Source organism: Pseudomonas sp. microsymbiont 2 (assembly GCF_054788395.1).
Genome location: NZ_CM139112.1, coordinates 2,267,655 through 2,283,610, shown reverse-complemented (window position 1 = coordinate 2,283,610; position 15,956 = coordinate 2,267,655). Strand labels below are relative to the sequence as shown.

Sequence of the window (15,956 nt, the reverse complement as noted above, 5' to 3'; positions counted from 1 at the left end):
TGGCCTTCCACCACCAGGCCAGGTCATGGGCCAACTCGGTCAGGCCGCCGACTGATTCGAACCTTGGGGCATGAAAAAACCGACGACGATCCAGGCCAGGGTATTCAGGTCCGACAGGTCCAGCTGGTTGACCGAGCTGGCCGGGATCGTGGCGCACACGGCGATGTACTTCGCCGCCGCATCCAGGTCGACCACCGGATAGCCGTCGCCGCCGATGGTGTACGGCAGCACCTTGATAGCCCGGCATTCCTGCACGGTTGGGCGGCGCAAAGTCAGTTCCTTGACCTGTTCGCCGTGGGCCTGGATCGGGGTTGCGAGTTCGTGGGTTGCGGTAGTCATTACTGCCAGTCTCCTTGGATGCCTTCGAATTTGAGCGAGACCTTGGCGTCATCGCCGGTCACTTTGGTTTCGTCCACCAGGTACGCGCCGCTCAGCACGTACACAGAGCCATCGGCCAGCTCGGCGGTAACGGTCATGCCGATGCCGTTGGCCAGCTTCGCCCGAGGGAAATTGGCGGTTTTCACCGCGTCGACCACCACATAAGGGATCAGGTCTTCTTCTTTGAAATGACCCAGCACGATGGTTTCGCGCTTGACGCCGGACAGGGGGCATTCCACGCCGCCGGTGATCACCAACTGATCGCCGTCGACCTTGATAAAACAGGTGCCCGCGACTTTCTGACCCATAAAGGGCACTCCCATAAAAAAGCCCGCACGGGGCGGGCTGGGGTTGAACGATGAGGTTTACGCGTCTGGGTACTGCAGGCGGAATTGGTACAGCAGCGCGAACACGCGCAGCTGGTTCACCAGGTCCGGCGGGAACAGCACACTGATGCGGTTCGGGTTCTTCGGGTCGCGCTCCACGATCAGATACTGATTGAACGCCTCGGCGTTCTCGACAATGCCCTCACGCTCAAGCGCGCCATAGGCCGCGATCAGCTCGCCACGAATCACCTTCGGCGTGACGATCGCTTGGCCTGGGCCGAAGCGCGTCCCGTCGTTGGCCAGCTTGTGGCGGCCGTACTTGCTGGTGATGATGCTGCGCAAGTAGCGGAGCACGTAGGCCGACTGGTGCAGCGTCTCGCTGTCCAGGTAGGAGTCATCCGGCTGGCCGTAAGCGTTACGCTGGTAAGTCGTAACCGCCCGCTCGATGCGGCAGCTGCCGCCGTTGTAGACAGCGGTGGCCACCCCGCTGGTCAGCAGCGATTGCCGCTCGGCCAGGGTGAAACGGTCACTGGCCTGTGCCGGATCGATGCCCGTCAGCGCGCCGGTCTGCGTCGGTCGAGCCGGATCGGCGCTGATGAACACGGCGGTGCGCGCCGCCCAGGCCGCCGCCACTTCCCATGCCGGTTGCGGCACGCCACGCTCGAAGCCATGCACGGAGACATGCGGGTCGTTGCGCAGGCGCCCGGCGGCGACCAGCTGCCCCAGCGTGCCGCGCTGCGCGCTGTACACATGGCCATACAGCTGTTTCGCCCAGGACCAGCGACCGGCGCTGTCGTCCATGGCGGTTTTCCAGGCGCCCAGCGTGTCGGCATCGCTCCAGGGCTGGGCGATGAACTCGAATTGTTCGTCGCCCAGCGCGGCCAGGGCCGCCGACACGGCCGGGGTGCCGGCGCCGTTGGTCATGGCCGTGGCCACCACGGTCAGACCGGCCGGCGTGGTTTCGCCATTCGCACGACCCAGGCGGTTCAGCTGCAGCTGGATATCGTTGCCCAGTTCGCCCTTGAACTTCGCCTGCAGGTTGACCACGACGCCGGCGGCGGTGGCCGTCACCGGCAGGTCGATCGCGGCATTGACCGCCGCCGCCAGGCTGGCCGCCACAGCCTCGGCCGAAGCCCCGACCACGGCATCAGCGCGCACGCGCTGGCCGGCCACGTACAGATTGACCAGGCCGGCAGTGGCGACGCTGCCCGTTACGGTAACGGTGGCAGTGGCGACCGCGCCGGTGGCCACCTTGAGCGGCAGGCACCAGACCTCGCCGGCCACGTCGATGGCTCGCCAGCGCGCATGCATCGCGGCAAGCATCGAGCCGGGGCCACCAATGTCCTTGGCGTCGCTGGTTTTCGACACCAGCACCAGACGGCCGATTTCGTCGCTGTCGGCATCGTCGTTGACCTGGCCGACGATCAGCCGGCGCAGGCTAGAGCCCCCGCTGTTGGCCATGGAGTTGTCGACTTCGGCATAGAACAGCGGCACGCGAATGTCGCTGGGGATGTTGCTGAAACTGACGCTCATCGCGCTTTGCTCCCCCGGGTGGTGGTCTTCTGTTCCAGGGCGTCGCCGTCGATGATGCGGCGCTCCCAATAGGCGTCACGGGGCACCGTAGCGCCCTCGGCGGGCAGGTACTGGCCTGGCCGCTCCGGCATCGGGCAATCGCGCCCCGGTGCCGGCTTGAGGTGGATTGTGGTCATGGGTTCAAGTCCTCGCGGGTGGTGAACTCGACCCGCCCGTCTGGCCCGGGGGCACTGACGTTTGGGTCTTTCAGGGGGTTGAGGAAGTCGAAACGGGTGTCGATCCCTTCCAGCGCCGGCAGGCCGGCCAGCTGCCATTCCTGCCAGGTTTGCGGCTTGCCTTCGCCGGTCTGCTCCCAGCGGCCGAGCTGGAAATCGGCATAGAAGCGATAGCGGTAGACCATGCGGTCGCGGTCGAGCAGCAGCAGTTGGCCGCCGTCGTACAGCAGCGGCCCCGATTCGTCGTCCGGTTCGAAGCCCACCAGGGCGCGCCACAACTGGGCGCGCACGTCGTGCAGCACGTCAACGACCGACTGCCCGCGCTCATCGTCGGTCGGCAGCACGACGCATACGTCGATGGCGTCGCGCACAGCCTGGGTGTAAACGTTCTGCGCTTGCGGCTCGTCGGCCGAGTCGCCAACGGCGATCACATAGGCCGCCGGCGGGGGCATCTTGGCGCTGTCAGCGGTCGGGTCCCAATCCAGTCCGCCTGCCACGCGCCCTTCGAATCCAGGCGCATAGGCGCGCAGCTGCTCGATCACAGGCGTGATTTTCATGTCAGGTACTCAATTGAGCAGCGCGGCAGCAAAGGCCTGCTGCAGGATGCTTTGCACCTCGGCGCGGCTGTCGACCAGGGCGTCGGTCATGTAGTTGTCGCGGGGTTTGATCCGCCACCCGCCCCCACTCTTGCGGCGCACGCCGTAGTGCAGGTAAGCGGGATAGAAGGCCCTCATGCTCGCGGTCTTGCTGGGTGCGACACGCACCAGAAAGCCCGAGCGCGACACCTTGTAGCCGATGGAGTCGGTGGTGGCCCCGCTACGGTTGACGGGGTAGCCGTCCTGGCCACCGCCGAGCGCTAGATTCATCTGTGCCCGGCCGGTGATCAGCTGGCCAACCTTGCGCATGCCGGCGCGGATCTTTCGCTTGTTGAAGGCCTCTTGGTCGAACTTGTCGAAGCCCTCGACATGCAGGTAGCCGTCAATTGAAACGGAGTTGGCCACGGCCACCTCCCGCCGGCGCATTCGCCGCCTGCAGCTCCTCGACCTCGATCACCGACCACACCTGCCGCCCGCGCATCCCGGTAGCCCGCTTGACGCGAAACACCCGGCCGCCGGCGACCAGTTCATGCCGCGTGTCCAGGTCACGCACGAACCGGCAATAGATCCGATGCGTGATGGTCGTACCGGTCTGCACCGACCCGGTGTAGGTGGCCGTGCCTAACGGCTCGATCTTGCACCAGCGTTTGGCCACCGGCTCGAAATTTGACTCAAGGCCTGCAGAGCCTTTTGGCGTGTCGCTGCGGATGCGCACCACCGCCCGGGTGCGCAGTTCGCCCGCTTCCGGCTCCCTCACAGCGTGAACCAGCGGTAAGGCTGCACCAGGGCGTCATAGGCCAGCGGCAGCGCCTTGGTGCCATTGCTGGTCGACTCGGTGACAGGCTCTCGGTTGCGGTGCCAGTGGGCGACCAACAGCAGCATGGCCAGCGCCACGTCATCCGTTACGGGTAACGCGTTCTCCGGCGCATCGAGCGGCAGCAGCCCACGCAGGTAGGCTTCATCGCCGGTCGCGTCTGCCGGCGCGTCGGCCGGCAGCGTGACCCAGTACAACCGCCGGCCGCTGTCCTTCTCGACCTGGCGACGCGCTGCGCGGGCGTAGGCCTGCAGCAGCGTGTCTTCCTCGGTTTCATCCAGCTCCAGCTTGCAATGGCTCTTGATCTGCTCAAGCGTCAGCATGGGCAACCCTCCCGTCAGGCGGTCTTGCCCACCAGGTGCTTGATGGCGGCCGTGTCCTGCAGCACCAGGCCGAAGCGCACGAACGCCAGGAAGCCGACCTGGCCGTACTCGGCGTAACGCTCCACCAGACGCTTGAGGGTCAGGCTACGGACCGCGCGCAGCACCAGTTCGTTGAAGTCGCCGGCATACATGAATTTCTTGCCGGCGCCGATATCGGCGATGGCCTGGTCGATCACGTACTGATGCTTGAGGATGGTGGCCGGACGGTCGCTGTCGATGCCGGGCAGCCACAGCGGGCGATTGTTGGCGTCCACCATTTCTTCCATCGCCTGCAGCGTCTTGTCGTTGAACGCCAAGCGGAACTTGGCGGCCGCACGATACGCCGGGTCAATGGAGTGAATCAGGCTGTTGACCTCCTGCCAGGTAAAGGCGGTGGCCTTGGCGGTCATGGCACCTTGAGGGGTCGAGTATTCCAGGCCCTTCGGCTGCGCCGGAGCATCGGCGGTTTCGCCGGTACCGGTGCCCTGGACGATCAGGCGGTTACGGGTACGCGACACGCGCTTACCGATACGGCCGGCCAGGTAGCCTTCCATGTCAATGCCCGAGTCCTGCAGCAGCTGTTCAGAGACGCGGATGATCTTAGAGCTGATGGTGTGCGACCCCATGGTGCCCATCCCGAACTCGACATCCTTTTCGCCGGCGGGCTTGTTCTCGCCGATCAGTTCGCCCTCTTCCTCGCCGCCGTTGCTGGTGGCCCAGGCGATGGGCGCGCCGTTGTCGGTCTGCAGCAGCTGGCACACCGAAGCAATACCGCCGTAGGTCACCAGCGATTCGATCACCTTGGCCTGCAGGGTGGTCGGCACGGTGAAACCGCCTGCCTCGTTCGGATTGGTACCTTGAGCACGCATTTCCAGAACCACGGAACGCTGCTCGGGGGTCAGATACTCCAGGCCGCGACGTACCCAGTTATCCCAGGCGCTGCGCTGCTCAGCCTCCGCCTCGTTCTTCGGTGCGCCGGCCGGACGCTCACGGTCCAGACCTTCGACAAAGCTCTGATCCTGGGCGCGCAGTTCTTCTTCACGCTCGATCTTCTCGCGCAGCCCCTTGAGGTCGGCTTTCATGCCTTCCCACTTGGCGCGGACTTCGCCGGTCCAACCGTCGTCCGGGGTGGTGTCATGCAGCGAGCGCATTTCGGCCGACAGCTTGTTATAGGCTTCTTTAATTTGTTGCAGGGTCATAGCTCCCCCTTGGGATCACAGTTCAGTTAGGTCAAGCAGGCGTTCGCGGGCCTCGCGCTCGAAATGTGCGCGGGCTTCGTCGCCTTCGGTTTGCGCCTGCTTCCAGGCAGTCAGGGAGCGCTGGGCAGCGCTGGAGTCGGGGTAGGCCGGGAACGCCACCGGCCCTACGTCGCGCAGCTCGGCGATCTTGAAGATCGTGCGCACGATCAGGCCGTCTTTCTCCTCGTGCCAGGTGTCGCCACCCTTGGCCACGCGCATGGCGAAACTGCTGCCGCTCATGTCGCCACGGCGCAGCGGCTCTACCACCAGGTCGCGGATGGTCTGCGTGTTGGGCGTGTCGATTTCATAGGCCAGGCCGCGTTCATCCACGGTCAGGCGCAACGTGCCGCTGGCCGTGCGGCCCAGCAGGTAGGTAGAGTCATGGTTGAACAGCGCTCGGGTGTCCTGGTTCAGCACGTCATCGAACGCGCCCGGGGCGATGATCTCCACGAAGGTGCCGCCCAGCAGGTCGCTACGCTGGTTGAAGACAGCGGCATAGCCGGCGATCTTCGGCGCGCTGCCCTGCTCATCCGGCTGGACAGCACGAAGCTCGCAATGCTGCGCCTGCAGCATGCGTTGTTCGAATTCACTCATGGGTTATTCCTGCTTCGTTACGGGTAACGGCTTGCCGTCGGCGCCGAGCAACTGCGTGTTGACGTTGAGCAACATCGAGTCGAGGCCTTCCAGCTGGTTGAGGTCTTCCAGCACGCGCACTTCGTTGCGGCTCATCCAACCGTCTTGAATGGCAATGCGGTAGAACTCGGCGCGCTCTTTTGGGGTGCCGCGCAACAGGCCGGCCAGGTTGAACTTGACGTAGTAGCCGGCCATGCGCTCGGCGCGGGTGAAGACGCGGCGGTTAACTTCTTCCTCCCAGTTCTTCACCCACGGCATGACCGTGTGGCGCACGAACTGGATGGCCTGTTCGCTGATGTTCGAGAACGTGGCCTTTTCCAGGTCGTTGATCATGTGCGCCGGCACGTTGAAGATGCTGGCAATCTCGCTGCGGGTCAGCTTGCGAGTCTCGAGAAATTGCGCATCCTCGGGCGCGATGGTCAGCGCCTTGTAATCGAGGTCGGCGGGCAACAGCAGCGTCTTGTTGTCCGAGCGTTTGAGCCGTTCCACGGCGGCGCGCCAGACCGTTTTCAGGCGCTCCCAGCTGGTGTTATCCAGCTTTCCGTCCTTGACAGTGACCAGGCCCGTAGGCCGGCCGCCGCCCTCGAAAAACTCCTTGCCGTAGCGCACCGTGGCCATGCCCAGGCCGATGGTGTCGGCGTTCTGCCGGATCGGGCTGATACCCATGCGCCGGTGCGAACCGATGGCACGCAGGTGGATCATGTCCTCGGGCGACACCGCCAGCGGCGCGCCGTCTTCATCCTGGGTCGAGTACACCCAGCGATTACCGTTCTTCACCAGCTCGGTGTGTTGCGGCTCATGCATTTCCAGCGACAGCAATTCACCACGACGACTGCGCACCGCTCGGGTGTAACCGTTGCCCCAGCCGAGCACATGGGCCTGCTTGGTTTCCCGCCAGCGGTAAGAGGTCTGCCAGGTGTTCGGCTCATCGTGAAGCAGGTAATGGGCCGGGTGGTCGGTGGCCACCTCGATCCGCCCGTTGACCTTGCGCAACACGCTCAGCGGCAACTGGGCCATGGAGCTGGACAGCACGTAGATGCAGGCATACACCGCCGTCAGACGCATGGCCGAAGCCGGGCTGACGCTGATGCCCTGCCCTTCGAACAGGTATTCGGTCAGCTCCTTGCTGTTCATCGGCGTGCTGGGCACCTCCAAGCTGCTGCGCTGCTCGAACATCGCGCCCAGGATCATCGCCACACCGCCTTGGCGGCGCCGGCCACCAGCAGGCCGCCACCGACCATCAGGGCCACACCCGCCCCAAACTGGACGTAGAGGCCCGCGACGAACAGGCAAAAGCCTGCCGTCCCGATAGATTCAGGAAGCCATTTCATCGTAGGGGCTCACATAGCTAATAGGTCGTCTTCGGTCAGGCTGGCCAACAGCCCTTCCGGCTCAAATTCGCTGACCATGGCGCGGTTCATCGCCATCAGCGCGGCGACAATGCCGTCGATTTTGCGCATGTCGGTCTTGCCTTCGTCGGCCTTCATCGGCGTGATGCAGCCCTTGTACGGACGCACCACGACGTTGCCGGCCTGCCAGGCCAATACCGGATCACTGCAGTGACGGACACGGCCAGACAGCAGCGCCGCTTCTAGCTCGCGCATGGGCAGGTTCATGCTGGCCACGCCACCGCCCATCTCGACCACCTCGGCGCCATCCTTCTGCAGCTGGTGGGCCAGCTGGGTGGCGCGCCATTTGTCGTAGGCCACCTCCTGCACATCGAACATCGCGGCGAACTCGCCCACCATGTCGCGCACCAGGTCGAAGTCCATTTCCTCACCGTCGCAGACTTCCAGCAGGCCGGCGTTGGCCCAGGCCTCGTAGGCGGCCTTGTTGGGGCCGCCCCGCTCTATCGCGCCTTCGGGCAAGAACGACTTGCAGAAGATGGTCCAGCGGTTAACCCACTTGCCGCTCCCCGGGACCAGCTCCACCTTGTCCAGGAACACCAGCGACACTGCGCAGATATCCGACTTGCTGGCCAGGTCAATGCCGATCCAGCAGCGCTGGCCCAGGAACTGGTCCAGGGTCAGCGTAGGGTCGCCGCACGCCTCCCAGTCGGCCATGTTCAGCCAGGCTTCCTTGGCGCTTACCCAGATGTTGAGGTGCTTGGTCTTGAACGCGTTTTGCCGTGACGGGTAACGCGTCGCATCAGCCTGGCGTTTCAGCAGGTACTCAGCCCCGACCGAGACGCCATAGTTGGGGTTGGCCTTGCGCAGGACCGCCGGGTCTTTCCAGTCGTCGTCCTCGTCAATCGTGTAGATGATCCCGAACAACTCGTCGTTCGGCACCGTCCCTTCCAGCTTGTCGATTACCTGGGCGCGCTGTAGGTAGCACGGCCCGGCAATATTGTAGCCCGCCGTGGTGATGGCAAACATCATCGGCTGATCGCGGGCGCCCATGCCGGTCAGCATGGTTTCATAGAGCGCGGCCGAGGTGTGTTCGTGAAATTCGTCAACGATGGCGCAGCTCGGTGACTGGCCGTCGCCGGGGTCGCCGATCAGGGGTTCGAACTTGCTTTCGTCACCGATCACCGACAGGTTCTTCGCCGCGACCTGGATGCCAAAGGCCTCGACCAGCTCGGGCGTGCGCCGCACCATCTGCCGTGCCGGCTTGAACACTTCCCAGGCCTGCCGTTCGGTGGTCGCACCGCAATACACCTCGGCGCCGAACTCCCCGTCCATGACCAGCATGTACAGGCCGACGCCGGCGGCCAGCACGCTCTTGCCATTCTTGCGCGGCACCTCGATATAAACCTCGCGGTACCGCCGGCGGCGGGTCTTCTTATCGACCCAACCGAAGATGCTGCAGAAAATGAACAGCTGCCACGGCTCAAGCTTGATCAGCTCGCGCAGCGCCGCCCATTTGCCCTTGGCGTGCGGTAGCAGCTGGATGAACACCGCCACCTGCTCGGAAGTGTCGCGGTCGAAGGTCCAGCGAAAATTACGCTTCTTCGACTTGGCCAGGTCCTCCAGATGGAGCTGACAGGCCCGGCGCACGTACTTGCATGCCGAGATCTTGCCGGCCACCACGTCGCGGGCGTACTTGTTCGCCGCGTTTACGTTCGGGTAGCTGGCCATGTCCTAACTCACTTCGAGGCCCGCCCTCCTTTGAGCACGATGAACGGGTTTTCTGGTTTATCCGGCCCGCCGCTGCCCATCAGGCGCGCACGGCTGGCCGGGTCCAGACCGAGGGCTGCCCCGAAACTGGCCAGCTGACGCAGCGCCTCATTGATCACGGTGCAGGCGGGGTTTTTCTTGAGCACGCCCTTGGCGTCCACGACGGTGATGCCCTTGCTGGCCACTTCTGCCTCAGCCAGCCGCCACCGCTCATAGGCGGCGCAGAAGACCGCCAGGTTGTGCGTGTCGGTGCGGGTCATGATCCCGGTCTGGGTCAACCAGGGCGCAATGGTGTCCCACATTACAATGGCCCATTCCCCCAGCCACTCCGGGGCGCCTGGGGTTTCCGCCAGCGGCGCCGGCGCGGGGCCGTCCTTTTTGAGTTTTCGCTTGCCGGGGTTGCCCTGCAGCAGCTTAAGGGCGGTAGGTTTTGCGGGTCGCCCCATCGTTCAGGCCTCCCGATTTTCTGGAATGCGATTTTTTTTAATTTCGCGGGTGTGTGAAAAAGGCTGGGCGATCGGTGGAGAGAGTCGAAAGCTGTAGAGATTTTGCCCCACCCCCTCATTTGGCCGTTTTTTGACCACTTTTCGCTAATTTTGCCCGCAGACTCTCGCCATCGATTAAGGCAGCCAGATGTTTAAACGGACGCTCTGGCACTCCGTCCGCGGCATGCATGTATGCGTCAATTGCTGCCACTAACTCATGTTGAACACGCGAAATCAGCTCTGGAATTCCAAGCCTATGAACGTTTTTCCAAGAGTACAGCGCTCGATCCAGATGCCAATCACCATGGCGGATCAGCTCGGTGTTGCGACTGCGCTTTGTCGCTCGTTCGCGCAAACGCATAGCCTCACGCGCCAGGCGGACGGCCTGACCGCGCTCGTGCCGACTCTGCCGCCGTTTTGAATTTGTGGCAGTTTTCATTGATGGCAAACAAGTTGGATGGCTCATTCGTTCCCCCTTCAAACTTCGGTATGCGGTGGTCAACCTCTGTTGCCGGCAGTCGTCGACCATTGCAGTCATGGCACTGGCACAGATAGCGATCACGTTTGAGCACTGCCTTGGCAAGCTTGCGCCATGCCCAGTCATAACCACGCTGCTCAGCAGTGCCGCGGCACGGGTTGTTCCAACCAATAGCGAGCGAGGCATGCGCGCTGCAGTAACCATGGCTGTCACTTGTCTTGCCGGGACACATAGGTACACGACAAGGGCGCTTAGCCTTGGGCGGCATAGATCAGCCCTCCATCTTCTTTCCCATGAAGCGGTCGGAATACTCACGAAGCTTGTCCACGCCCATGAAGCCAACCATGCAACCAGCGAAGACCGACAGGTTAGGCGGCAACGCGAAGTACTCCAGGACGGGCAGCAAACTGATTGCGATAAGGCCGCAGATGGCACCCTCAAGGACCACCTTCCGACCACGACCTCCGCCGTAGACCACGCGACACATGGCCACGGCAGCGGCGATGCCGCCGGTGGCCAGTTGCGGCTGATGCGCAATCAACCACGCGAACACAGCGGCCCACAGGCCAGGATCCTTCTCGGGCATGTTTGGCATCTCGATTCCTCCCGTTGCGGGGAGCTGAAATAAAGAAGCCCAGCGCGATGGCTGGGCTTCATAAAGAATAAACTGTTTTGCAAATTGGGCTTTGCACGCGTAAAAACCGCAAAGTAACTGAAATTTACTAAATCGCCCCGGTCTCGTCAAGCATCAGCTTCAAATAAAAATGCCGTCTTGGAGCGGAGCGCGATCAACGTCGAAGGAGCGCTCCGATAGCTGCGTCTTATAAACGGGCACACCTAGACGTTTTCCAACTGCCAGCACCTCAACACGCAAATGCTCGGGCGCATTGTGCCCAAGTATGATCTCCGTAATGGCATCTGAGGGCATTTTGAACAAGTGTACTGGATAAGGCTTGGAATCAATCACCTTATCCGCATCTCGCAGAAGCACTAACAACCTGTCTTCCTCTTCATATGCCCAGTCTTTTGACTTGGTTATAAAAATATCAAGCCCAGGTGCGTCGGCTTGCCGCTGAGGTATTACAGGCCTCTTGTCTGTGTACTTAACAGGCAGCAAAGACGTTCTACGCAGTTCACCATCGTCGATCTCATCAAAAAACGAATGATCCCTCCGAAACCCTACACAATAACCAGAATAAGTCTTGGTGTAATGCGACCACATCAGTGCGCTATCCCAGCGCCTTGACAAGGACAAAATACCTAACCCCTTGTTAATTCTGGCCTGATTAAAATCAATAATAAATTTCCTATAAATTCCTGGAGCAGTTTTAGCCATGCCTTGCAAACGAAGCAACGCCAACCGTATTTTACTTAGTTTATCCGCCTTGACACCACTGCTATCTGTACTCTGGAAATTAATAGTTGCTAGCGCAGTCTCCATCATATCAGCGGACAATTGCTCATCCGTCTTATCTGGAAAGGCAGCCAAACACTCATATGGATCATTAAGCGCAGCCGCCTGGGTAAAACGCAAAAGATAGTTTTCTAAAAAAGCCGCCCTATCGGCAGCTAGAAATTTATAAACAGAGGTAACAGACACAGACTAAAGCGCTCCCTTATCAAAGGCACGAGCCAACTCACGCCACTTCTCTCCTACATTCTAACGCCCCATCAACCCAAGCCACACCAGCCTTCCACAGCTGCCGAGTCTTTTCCTCACCAAAACCAAGCTTCTTGCCCACCTCCCTGAGCGCGGTGTCTCGGGAGGTATAGTACTTAATAATGACCTGGCCGCACTCGGGATAGCGCTTGCTCAGGCGCCCGACCAGACGATCAATGAACAGAGCGTCATCGTCCGTGATCATAGGATCGAGTATGGTGTTTTCCCGCGACGCACAGCATGAAACGCCTGAGCCCAGCACCACCCAGCGGCCCCAGTGCTCCAGCAGATATTCGGCCGTCTTCTCTAGATTGCTCATGTCCTTCCCCCCTCAATCCCCGGTGTAGTTGGTGCCGCCAGCGCCGCGCTGGTTGCTTCCCTGATATCCCGCCTCAGGCCCGCCGGCCTGGGGGCTTTTCAACTGCTCGATCTTCCGCTCCGCCGCCTGGAGACGGAGGCTCAGCTGGGTCACCAGCTCGTCCAGCTCCAGCGCCTGCCCGGTGGAGGCCTCGACCCACCCGGAGGCACTGCACTGCACGCAGGCCATTTCGTAGAAGACGCCCTTCACAACCGCTTTGCCGCGGCACGCGGGGCACTTGCCCAGGTCGATCACGGCCTTCTTCAAGGCTGGGCCGTGTTTCTTCATCAGCCGACCACCTTCAGCCCTTGGGCGCGCAGCGACTTTTCAGCAACCTCGTGCGCCCACTGCCCATCAGGGTCACCAATGATCAGCTCGAAAGGGTTCGTGATGACCAGCGATTCGCGAGAGGCCTGCCATATCCGCCAGGCTTCGGCAGGCTGGGAGTGGCGGTAACTTCCGCAAGGCTCAGTACTCAACCACTCAAGGCCAGTGCTGCGATCCCCTTCATAAAATTCGCGGATGAACCACGCCTCGAACTGGGCGCGCACCTGGTCGCTGTTCTTCATTTCGAATCCTCGCTAGTAACAAATTCGGTAAGGTCGCTCGAAGCCGCGCCATTAGCGGGCTGCGCGCCGTTATGAGAAATCTCGGATAAGGCCTCTGTAAGGCCGTGAATGGCACCGAAGCCAATGCCGTCTAACCAGGCGTGCCACTTCTCCAGGGCTGCCCGGCGCTGCTGCATGGCCTGGGTGTGGATGTAGGTGCTGGCGATCTTGCCCAGCGAGTGATTCAGGAGCATCTCGCCGATGTGGCCGTCGATGCCGAGGTCGGTCCAAGTGCTGCGGGACACCTTGCGTAGGTCGTGACTGGTCCAAGCGCCCTGCCCCAACCGGGTGAAGACGGCACTGGCTTGCGTCTCGCTGAGCGGCAGACCGCGTCGACTCGGGAACAGGTAGGCGCCCTGGTAACCCTGAGCCTGCTGAGTCGCCCTGTACCGGGTCAGCAGTGCTTGCAGTTGGGCGGTCAGAGGCAACCGGTGCTCTGTGCGAGTCTTGGTGTTCGCCGCTGGGATGAACCACTCGGCCGCCGCCAACGAGACATCAGCCCACCGCGCCATGCGGGTCTCGCCAATTCGGGTGCCGTGGGCCACCATCATCAGGGCCAGCATCGCGTCACTGGGGGTCGCGTCGAAGGCGTGAGCCAGTTGCTGCATCAGTTCGGGCAATTGCACGTCACGCAGGCGCGCAGCCTTCGGCAGGATCTTGGCCTTGGTGAAGTCGTTGAAGCGCATCCCGGCCATGGGGTTCCCGTCGATCAGGCCTAGCTTCAGAGCCTGCCGGAAAGCGGTCAGCAGAAGGGCGAACATCTGTCTCAGGTACGAGAGCGACACGTCGGCCTGAGCCGGCCACATCAGTTGCTTGTCGAGTGACTCGGCACTCACTTCCGTCAGGGCCAGATCCGCCAGTCGCGGTTTCAGGTGCTGAGCGATAGCAGACCGTGCACCTGCCTTGCGCTTCACCGACAACGAGCGATCGCGGACCATCCGGTCGCCGTACCAGTCCAGCAGCTGGCCCACGGTACCCATGCCGGACGCCACGGGCGCGGTGGCCGGATCTCGCAGCAGGCGCCGACGCAGCGCGGGCAGCTCGGCAATCACCGCTGCAACGCCCAGGTCGGGCCAACGTGCGACCGGTACCCACTTCTTGCCGCGCACCAGGTGCCAGGTGCCGCGCTCGCGAGTGATCCAGAACCGCAGGTACAGGCCGGGGTGACGAGGGTCGCGCAGGTCGCGTACGGCCTTGTCGGCAGCCTGCCGGCGGACTTCGGCCTCGCTGAACTTCACTTCCCGGGTCGCACTCATGCGATCAGCACCCCCTCGTTGATCAAAGAGGCCTGGGTACGCATCACGCCCTCGGCGTGGTACCGCCGCGCTGTGTCACGGTCGACATCGCGGCTACGGCCATCACAGGCGTCATGGCAGGAACTGCAGGCCCAAGCACCCTGCATGTCGTGAGGCTTAAAACCCACACCGCAGGTGCCCGCCATACGGTAATGCGCAAGCACGGTAGTTTCTGGATTGCCGTTGCACACCCCGGGAATGCGCACTTGGCACTCCCGGCCGCGTGCGGCCCTGGTCAGTTTCGATTGCCGCATGGGCTGTCTTCTCCATGAAGGTCAATGACGGTGTAAGCGCTCGGCCACATGAGTTGGCCATGAGCGATGGCCGCGGCTTCGTCGCGGTAGAGCGCAATGGGGGGATGCGACGTACTGGAGAGCCCGAACAGGTCAGAGCGGCAGTACAGCGCGTATCGGTATTCAGTGAGGTCAGGTGCGCGAAGCTCGATCATCGGCCGAGCATCCTCGACCGGATCGCCGCCAGAGCTTCATTCCCCACTTTTGGCGTGCGCTGGCCTGGCACCTCTGCAGGGAGTGCCAACGGCATCCGCTGCAGCGGCTCACCTGCAACAAGGCGCCGAACGGCAATCGTGTAGTTGCGCTCGAACAGCTTGGCGCTCACATCGGTAGCCAGCTTGTTCAGGTTCTCGAAACCACTTTCCTTGGCAGCGTGCCAGACCGCGTCGTGGGTCCATTTGCCCTTCCCTGCCATCGCAGGATGCGCATTACGGCAAGCCTCACGGAAGGCGGCAGCCAGCGGGGGAAGGCCCAGCATTTCCGGCGAAGGCTGGCACCACTCGATGAACTTCCCAGGCGCCGGGATGAACTCCCGGCCGGATTGCCGGCAGCGCATCAAACCGAACTGCAGTTGCTCCGGGGTGTTGATACCGGCCTCGAGAAACGCAGTCAGCCATTGCTGCTTGGCGGCCTTGTACGTTGCTTCGTCCGGCCACGCTCGCTGCCAGGCGCTGCAGATCGTGCGCAGATCACGGAATAGATCGTTGATCACCGCCGCAGTTTTGCGATTGAGCTCGGCCTTCACGTCGGCAGGCAGCGAGTAATCCGAGGGCACGTATTGGCCAGCCTGAACCTTTGCCCACAAGCCATGGGCCACGGTTGCCACCTGATTCATTGGCTGCCCCCTTCAACGATCCACGACGTGTCATCGTCATCGAAGCTGGATCGCTGCACTCCGCCGCTGCGAGCAACGGGAGAGCGCGCAGCACGGGCGAGATCAGATTTCACCCAGCTGACCAGAGCGGCCAGCCACTGCTTTTCGGTTTGGGCCAGGCCCTTGGCATCGTGGTGGAGCACAAAGCCGGATATGGCAACCGCGTTGAACTGATCCAGGGTCAGACCTGCCCGACGGGCGTAGGCTTTCAGCAGTTCCGGATTCGGTTCCCATTCGAGGGACATTGCGAACGGCTCGCGCTGAGAGAGAGTAGATTGGTTCAATGACGGATTGGGTGCAGCTGCTGCACCCCGTTCTGCGTTTTGCTGCACCCCGTTCTGCTGCGAGCTGCACCCCGTGCGGTTTCCTGCACCCCGTTCAGGACGAGGTGCAGCAGATGCACCCCGCTTAATTAGGAGGTCATAAACGACGGGGCGACGGTCGCGGCGATCGATATGGGCGGCAGCAATTGCCTGGTTGCCCTCAGCGATCCAGCCGGCCTGGGCGAGTTCATCAAGTTTCAGCCGCACTGTTCGCTCAGAAAGGCCGGTGTCGTCGGAGAGCGTCGAGGCAGAAGGGAATGCCCCTCTTCCATCGCTGCCAGCGTAATTGGCGAGGCAGAGCAGTACATGGCGCGCTGCAGGATTCTCAAGTGCAGCTTTGGGAATGGCGAGTGCCCAGGTCATAGCTTGTA

At 62.3% G+C, this 15,956-nt stretch carries 26 protein-coding genes; all 26 read right to left on the bottom strand.

The window, feature by feature from the left end:
- Positions 1–39 precede the first annotated feature (39 nt).
- Complete coding sequence (locus tag ACYUME_RS10400) at positions 40–339, bottom strand: phage tail assembly protein (RefSeq protein WP_460418786.1); 300 nt, start codon at positions 337–339, stop codon at positions 40–42.
- Positions 339–686, bottom strand: a complete 348-nt coding sequence (locus tag ACYUME_RS10395; RefSeq protein WP_460418785.1) for a phage tail tube protein — start codon at positions 684–686, stop codon at positions 339–341. Before ACYUME_RS10395 ends, ACYUME_RS10400 begins: the two co-directional genes overlap by 1 nt.
- 57 nt (positions 687–743) lie before the next feature.
- Positions 744–2,237, bottom strand: coding sequence for a phage tail sheath subtilisin-like domain-containing protein (locus tag ACYUME_RS10390; RefSeq protein ID WP_460418784.1), 1,494 nt, complete (start codon positions 2,235–2,237; stop codon positions 744–746).
- Positions 2,234–2,413: a DUF2635 domain-containing protein gene (locus ACYUME_RS10385; RefSeq protein WP_460418783.1), complete on the bottom strand. Its 180-nt coding sequence runs from the start codon at positions 2,411–2,413 to the stop codon at positions 2,234–2,236. The genes ACYUME_RS10390 and ACYUME_RS10385 overlap by 4 nt, the downstream gene beginning before the upstream one ends.
- Positions 2,410–3,009, bottom strand: coding sequence for a phage tail terminator protein (locus ACYUME_RS10380; protein ID WP_460418782.1), 600 nt, complete (start codon positions 3,007–3,009; stop codon positions 2,410–2,412). Before ACYUME_RS10380 ends, ACYUME_RS10385 begins: the two co-directional genes overlap by 4 nt.
- A 9-nt stretch (positions 3,010–3,018) precedes the next feature.
- Entirely contained in the window at positions 3,019–3,453 is a 435-nt protein-coding gene (locus ACYUME_RS10375; protein ID WP_460418781.1) for a hypothetical protein, read from the bottom strand.
- Positions 3,431–3,805, bottom strand: a complete 375-nt coding sequence (locus ACYUME_RS10370; protein ID WP_460418780.1) for a head-tail adaptor protein — start codon at positions 3,803–3,805, stop codon at positions 3,431–3,433. The genes ACYUME_RS10375 and ACYUME_RS10370 overlap by 23 nt, the downstream gene beginning before the upstream one ends.
- Entirely contained in the window at positions 3,802–4,185 is a 384-nt protein-coding gene (locus ACYUME_RS10365) for a head-tail connector protein (RefSeq protein WP_460418779.1), read from the bottom strand. Before ACYUME_RS10365 ends, ACYUME_RS10370 begins: the two co-directional genes overlap by 4 nt.
- A 14-nt stretch (positions 4,186–4,199) precedes the next feature.
- Positions 4,200–5,423: a phage major capsid protein gene (locus ACYUME_RS10360; protein WP_460418778.1), complete on the bottom strand. Its 1,224-nt coding sequence runs from the start codon at positions 5,421–5,423 to the stop codon at positions 4,200–4,202.
- 15 nt (positions 5,424–5,438) lie between these two features.
- Positions 5,439–6,056 (bottom strand): HK97 family phage prohead protease, encoded by a 618-nt coding sequence (locus tag ACYUME_RS10355; RefSeq protein ID WP_460418777.1) that lies wholly within the window; start codon positions 6,054–6,056, stop codon positions 5,439–5,441.
- Between the two features lie 3 nt (positions 6,057–6,059).
- A complete protein-coding gene (locus ACYUME_RS10350) occupies positions 6,060–7,286 on the bottom strand; it encodes a phage portal protein (RefSeq protein ID WP_220689896.1) in 1,227 nt (408 codons plus the stop codon).
- Entirely contained in the window at positions 7,283–7,426 is a 144-nt protein-coding gene (locus tag ACYUME_RS10345) for a hypothetical protein (RefSeq protein WP_052896001.1), read from the bottom strand. The genes ACYUME_RS10350 and ACYUME_RS10345 overlap by 4 nt, the downstream gene beginning before the upstream one ends.
- A gap of 9 nt (positions 7,427–7,435) precedes the next feature.
- Positions 7,436–9,172, bottom strand: coding sequence for a terminase large subunit (locus ACYUME_RS10340; protein ID WP_460418776.1), 1,737 nt, complete (start codon positions 9,170–9,172; stop codon positions 7,436–7,438).
- A gap of 8 nt (positions 9,173–9,180) precedes the next feature.
- Entirely contained in the window at positions 9,181–9,657 is a 477-nt protein-coding gene (locus ACYUME_RS10335; RefSeq protein ID WP_460418775.1) for a phage terminase small subunit P27 family, read from the bottom strand.
- Positions 9,658–9,772: 115 nt separating this feature from the next.
- Positions 9,773–10,162: a hypothetical protein gene (locus ACYUME_RS10330; RefSeq protein WP_460419464.1), complete on the bottom strand. Its 390-nt coding sequence runs from the start codon at positions 10,160–10,162 to the stop codon at positions 9,773–9,775.
- Complete coding sequence (locus tag ACYUME_RS10325; RefSeq protein WP_460419331.1) at positions 10,062–10,406, bottom strand: HNH endonuclease; 345 nt, start codon at positions 10,404–10,406, stop codon at positions 10,062–10,064. Before ACYUME_RS10325 ends, ACYUME_RS10330 begins: the two co-directional genes overlap by 101 nt.
- 39 nt (positions 10,407–10,445) lie before the next feature.
- A complete protein-coding gene (locus tag ACYUME_RS10320) occupies positions 10,446–10,760 on the bottom strand; it encodes a phage holin, lambda family (RefSeq protein ID WP_460418774.1) in 315 nt (104 codons plus the stop codon).
- A 168-nt stretch (positions 10,761–10,928) separates the two neighbouring features.
- The gene (locus tag ACYUME_RS10315; protein ID WP_460418773.1) at positions 10,929–11,774 is read right to left on the bottom strand and encodes a DUF2971 domain-containing protein; all 846 of its coding nucleotides are present in this window, start codon (positions 11,772–11,774) and stop codon (positions 10,929–10,931) included.
- A gap of 37 nt (positions 11,775–11,811) precedes the next feature.
- Positions 11,812–12,153, bottom strand: a complete 342-nt coding sequence (locus ACYUME_RS10310) for an antiterminator Q family protein (RefSeq protein ID WP_460418772.1) — start codon at positions 12,151–12,153, stop codon at positions 11,812–11,814.
- 12 nt (positions 12,154–12,165) lie between these two features.
- The gene (locus ACYUME_RS10305; protein WP_460419329.1) at positions 12,166–12,483 is read right to left on the bottom strand and encodes a hypothetical protein; all 318 of its coding nucleotides are present in this window, start codon (positions 12,481–12,483) and stop codon (positions 12,166–12,168) included.
- Positions 12,480–12,761, bottom strand: a complete 282-nt coding sequence (locus ACYUME_RS10300; protein ID WP_460418771.1) for a hypothetical protein — start codon at positions 12,759–12,761, stop codon at positions 12,480–12,482. Before ACYUME_RS10300 ends, ACYUME_RS10305 begins: the two co-directional genes overlap by 4 nt.
- The gene (locus tag ACYUME_RS10295) at positions 12,758–14,056 is read right to left on the bottom strand and encodes a tyrosine-type recombinase/integrase (protein ID WP_460418770.1); all 1,299 of its coding nucleotides are present in this window, start codon (positions 14,054–14,056) and stop codon (positions 12,758–12,760) included. Before ACYUME_RS10295 ends, ACYUME_RS10300 begins: the two co-directional genes overlap by 4 nt.
- Positions 14,053–14,349 (bottom strand): DUF1364 domain-containing protein, encoded by a 297-nt coding sequence (locus tag ACYUME_RS10290; RefSeq protein WP_460418769.1) that lies wholly within the window; start codon positions 14,347–14,349, stop codon positions 14,053–14,055. Before ACYUME_RS10290 ends, ACYUME_RS10295 begins: the two co-directional genes overlap by 4 nt.
- A complete protein-coding gene (locus ACYUME_RS10285; RefSeq protein WP_460418768.1) occupies positions 14,331–14,543 on the bottom strand; it encodes a hypothetical protein in 213 nt (70 codons plus the stop codon). Before ACYUME_RS10285 ends, ACYUME_RS10290 begins: the two co-directional genes overlap by 19 nt.
- Entirely contained in the window at positions 14,540–15,223 is a 684-nt protein-coding gene (locus ACYUME_RS10280) for a replication protein P (protein WP_104444122.1), read from the bottom strand. The genes ACYUME_RS10285 and ACYUME_RS10280 overlap by 4 nt, the downstream gene beginning before the upstream one ends.
- Positions 15,220–15,948 carry a helix-turn-helix domain-containing protein gene (locus ACYUME_RS10275; protein WP_460419327.1) on the bottom strand — a complete coding sequence of 243 codons (729 nt, stop codon included), beginning with the start codon at positions 15,946–15,948 and terminating at the stop codon, positions 15,220–15,222. The genes ACYUME_RS10280 and ACYUME_RS10275 overlap by 4 nt, the downstream gene beginning before the upstream one ends.
- Between the last annotated feature and the right edge of the window lie 8 nt (positions 15,949–15,956).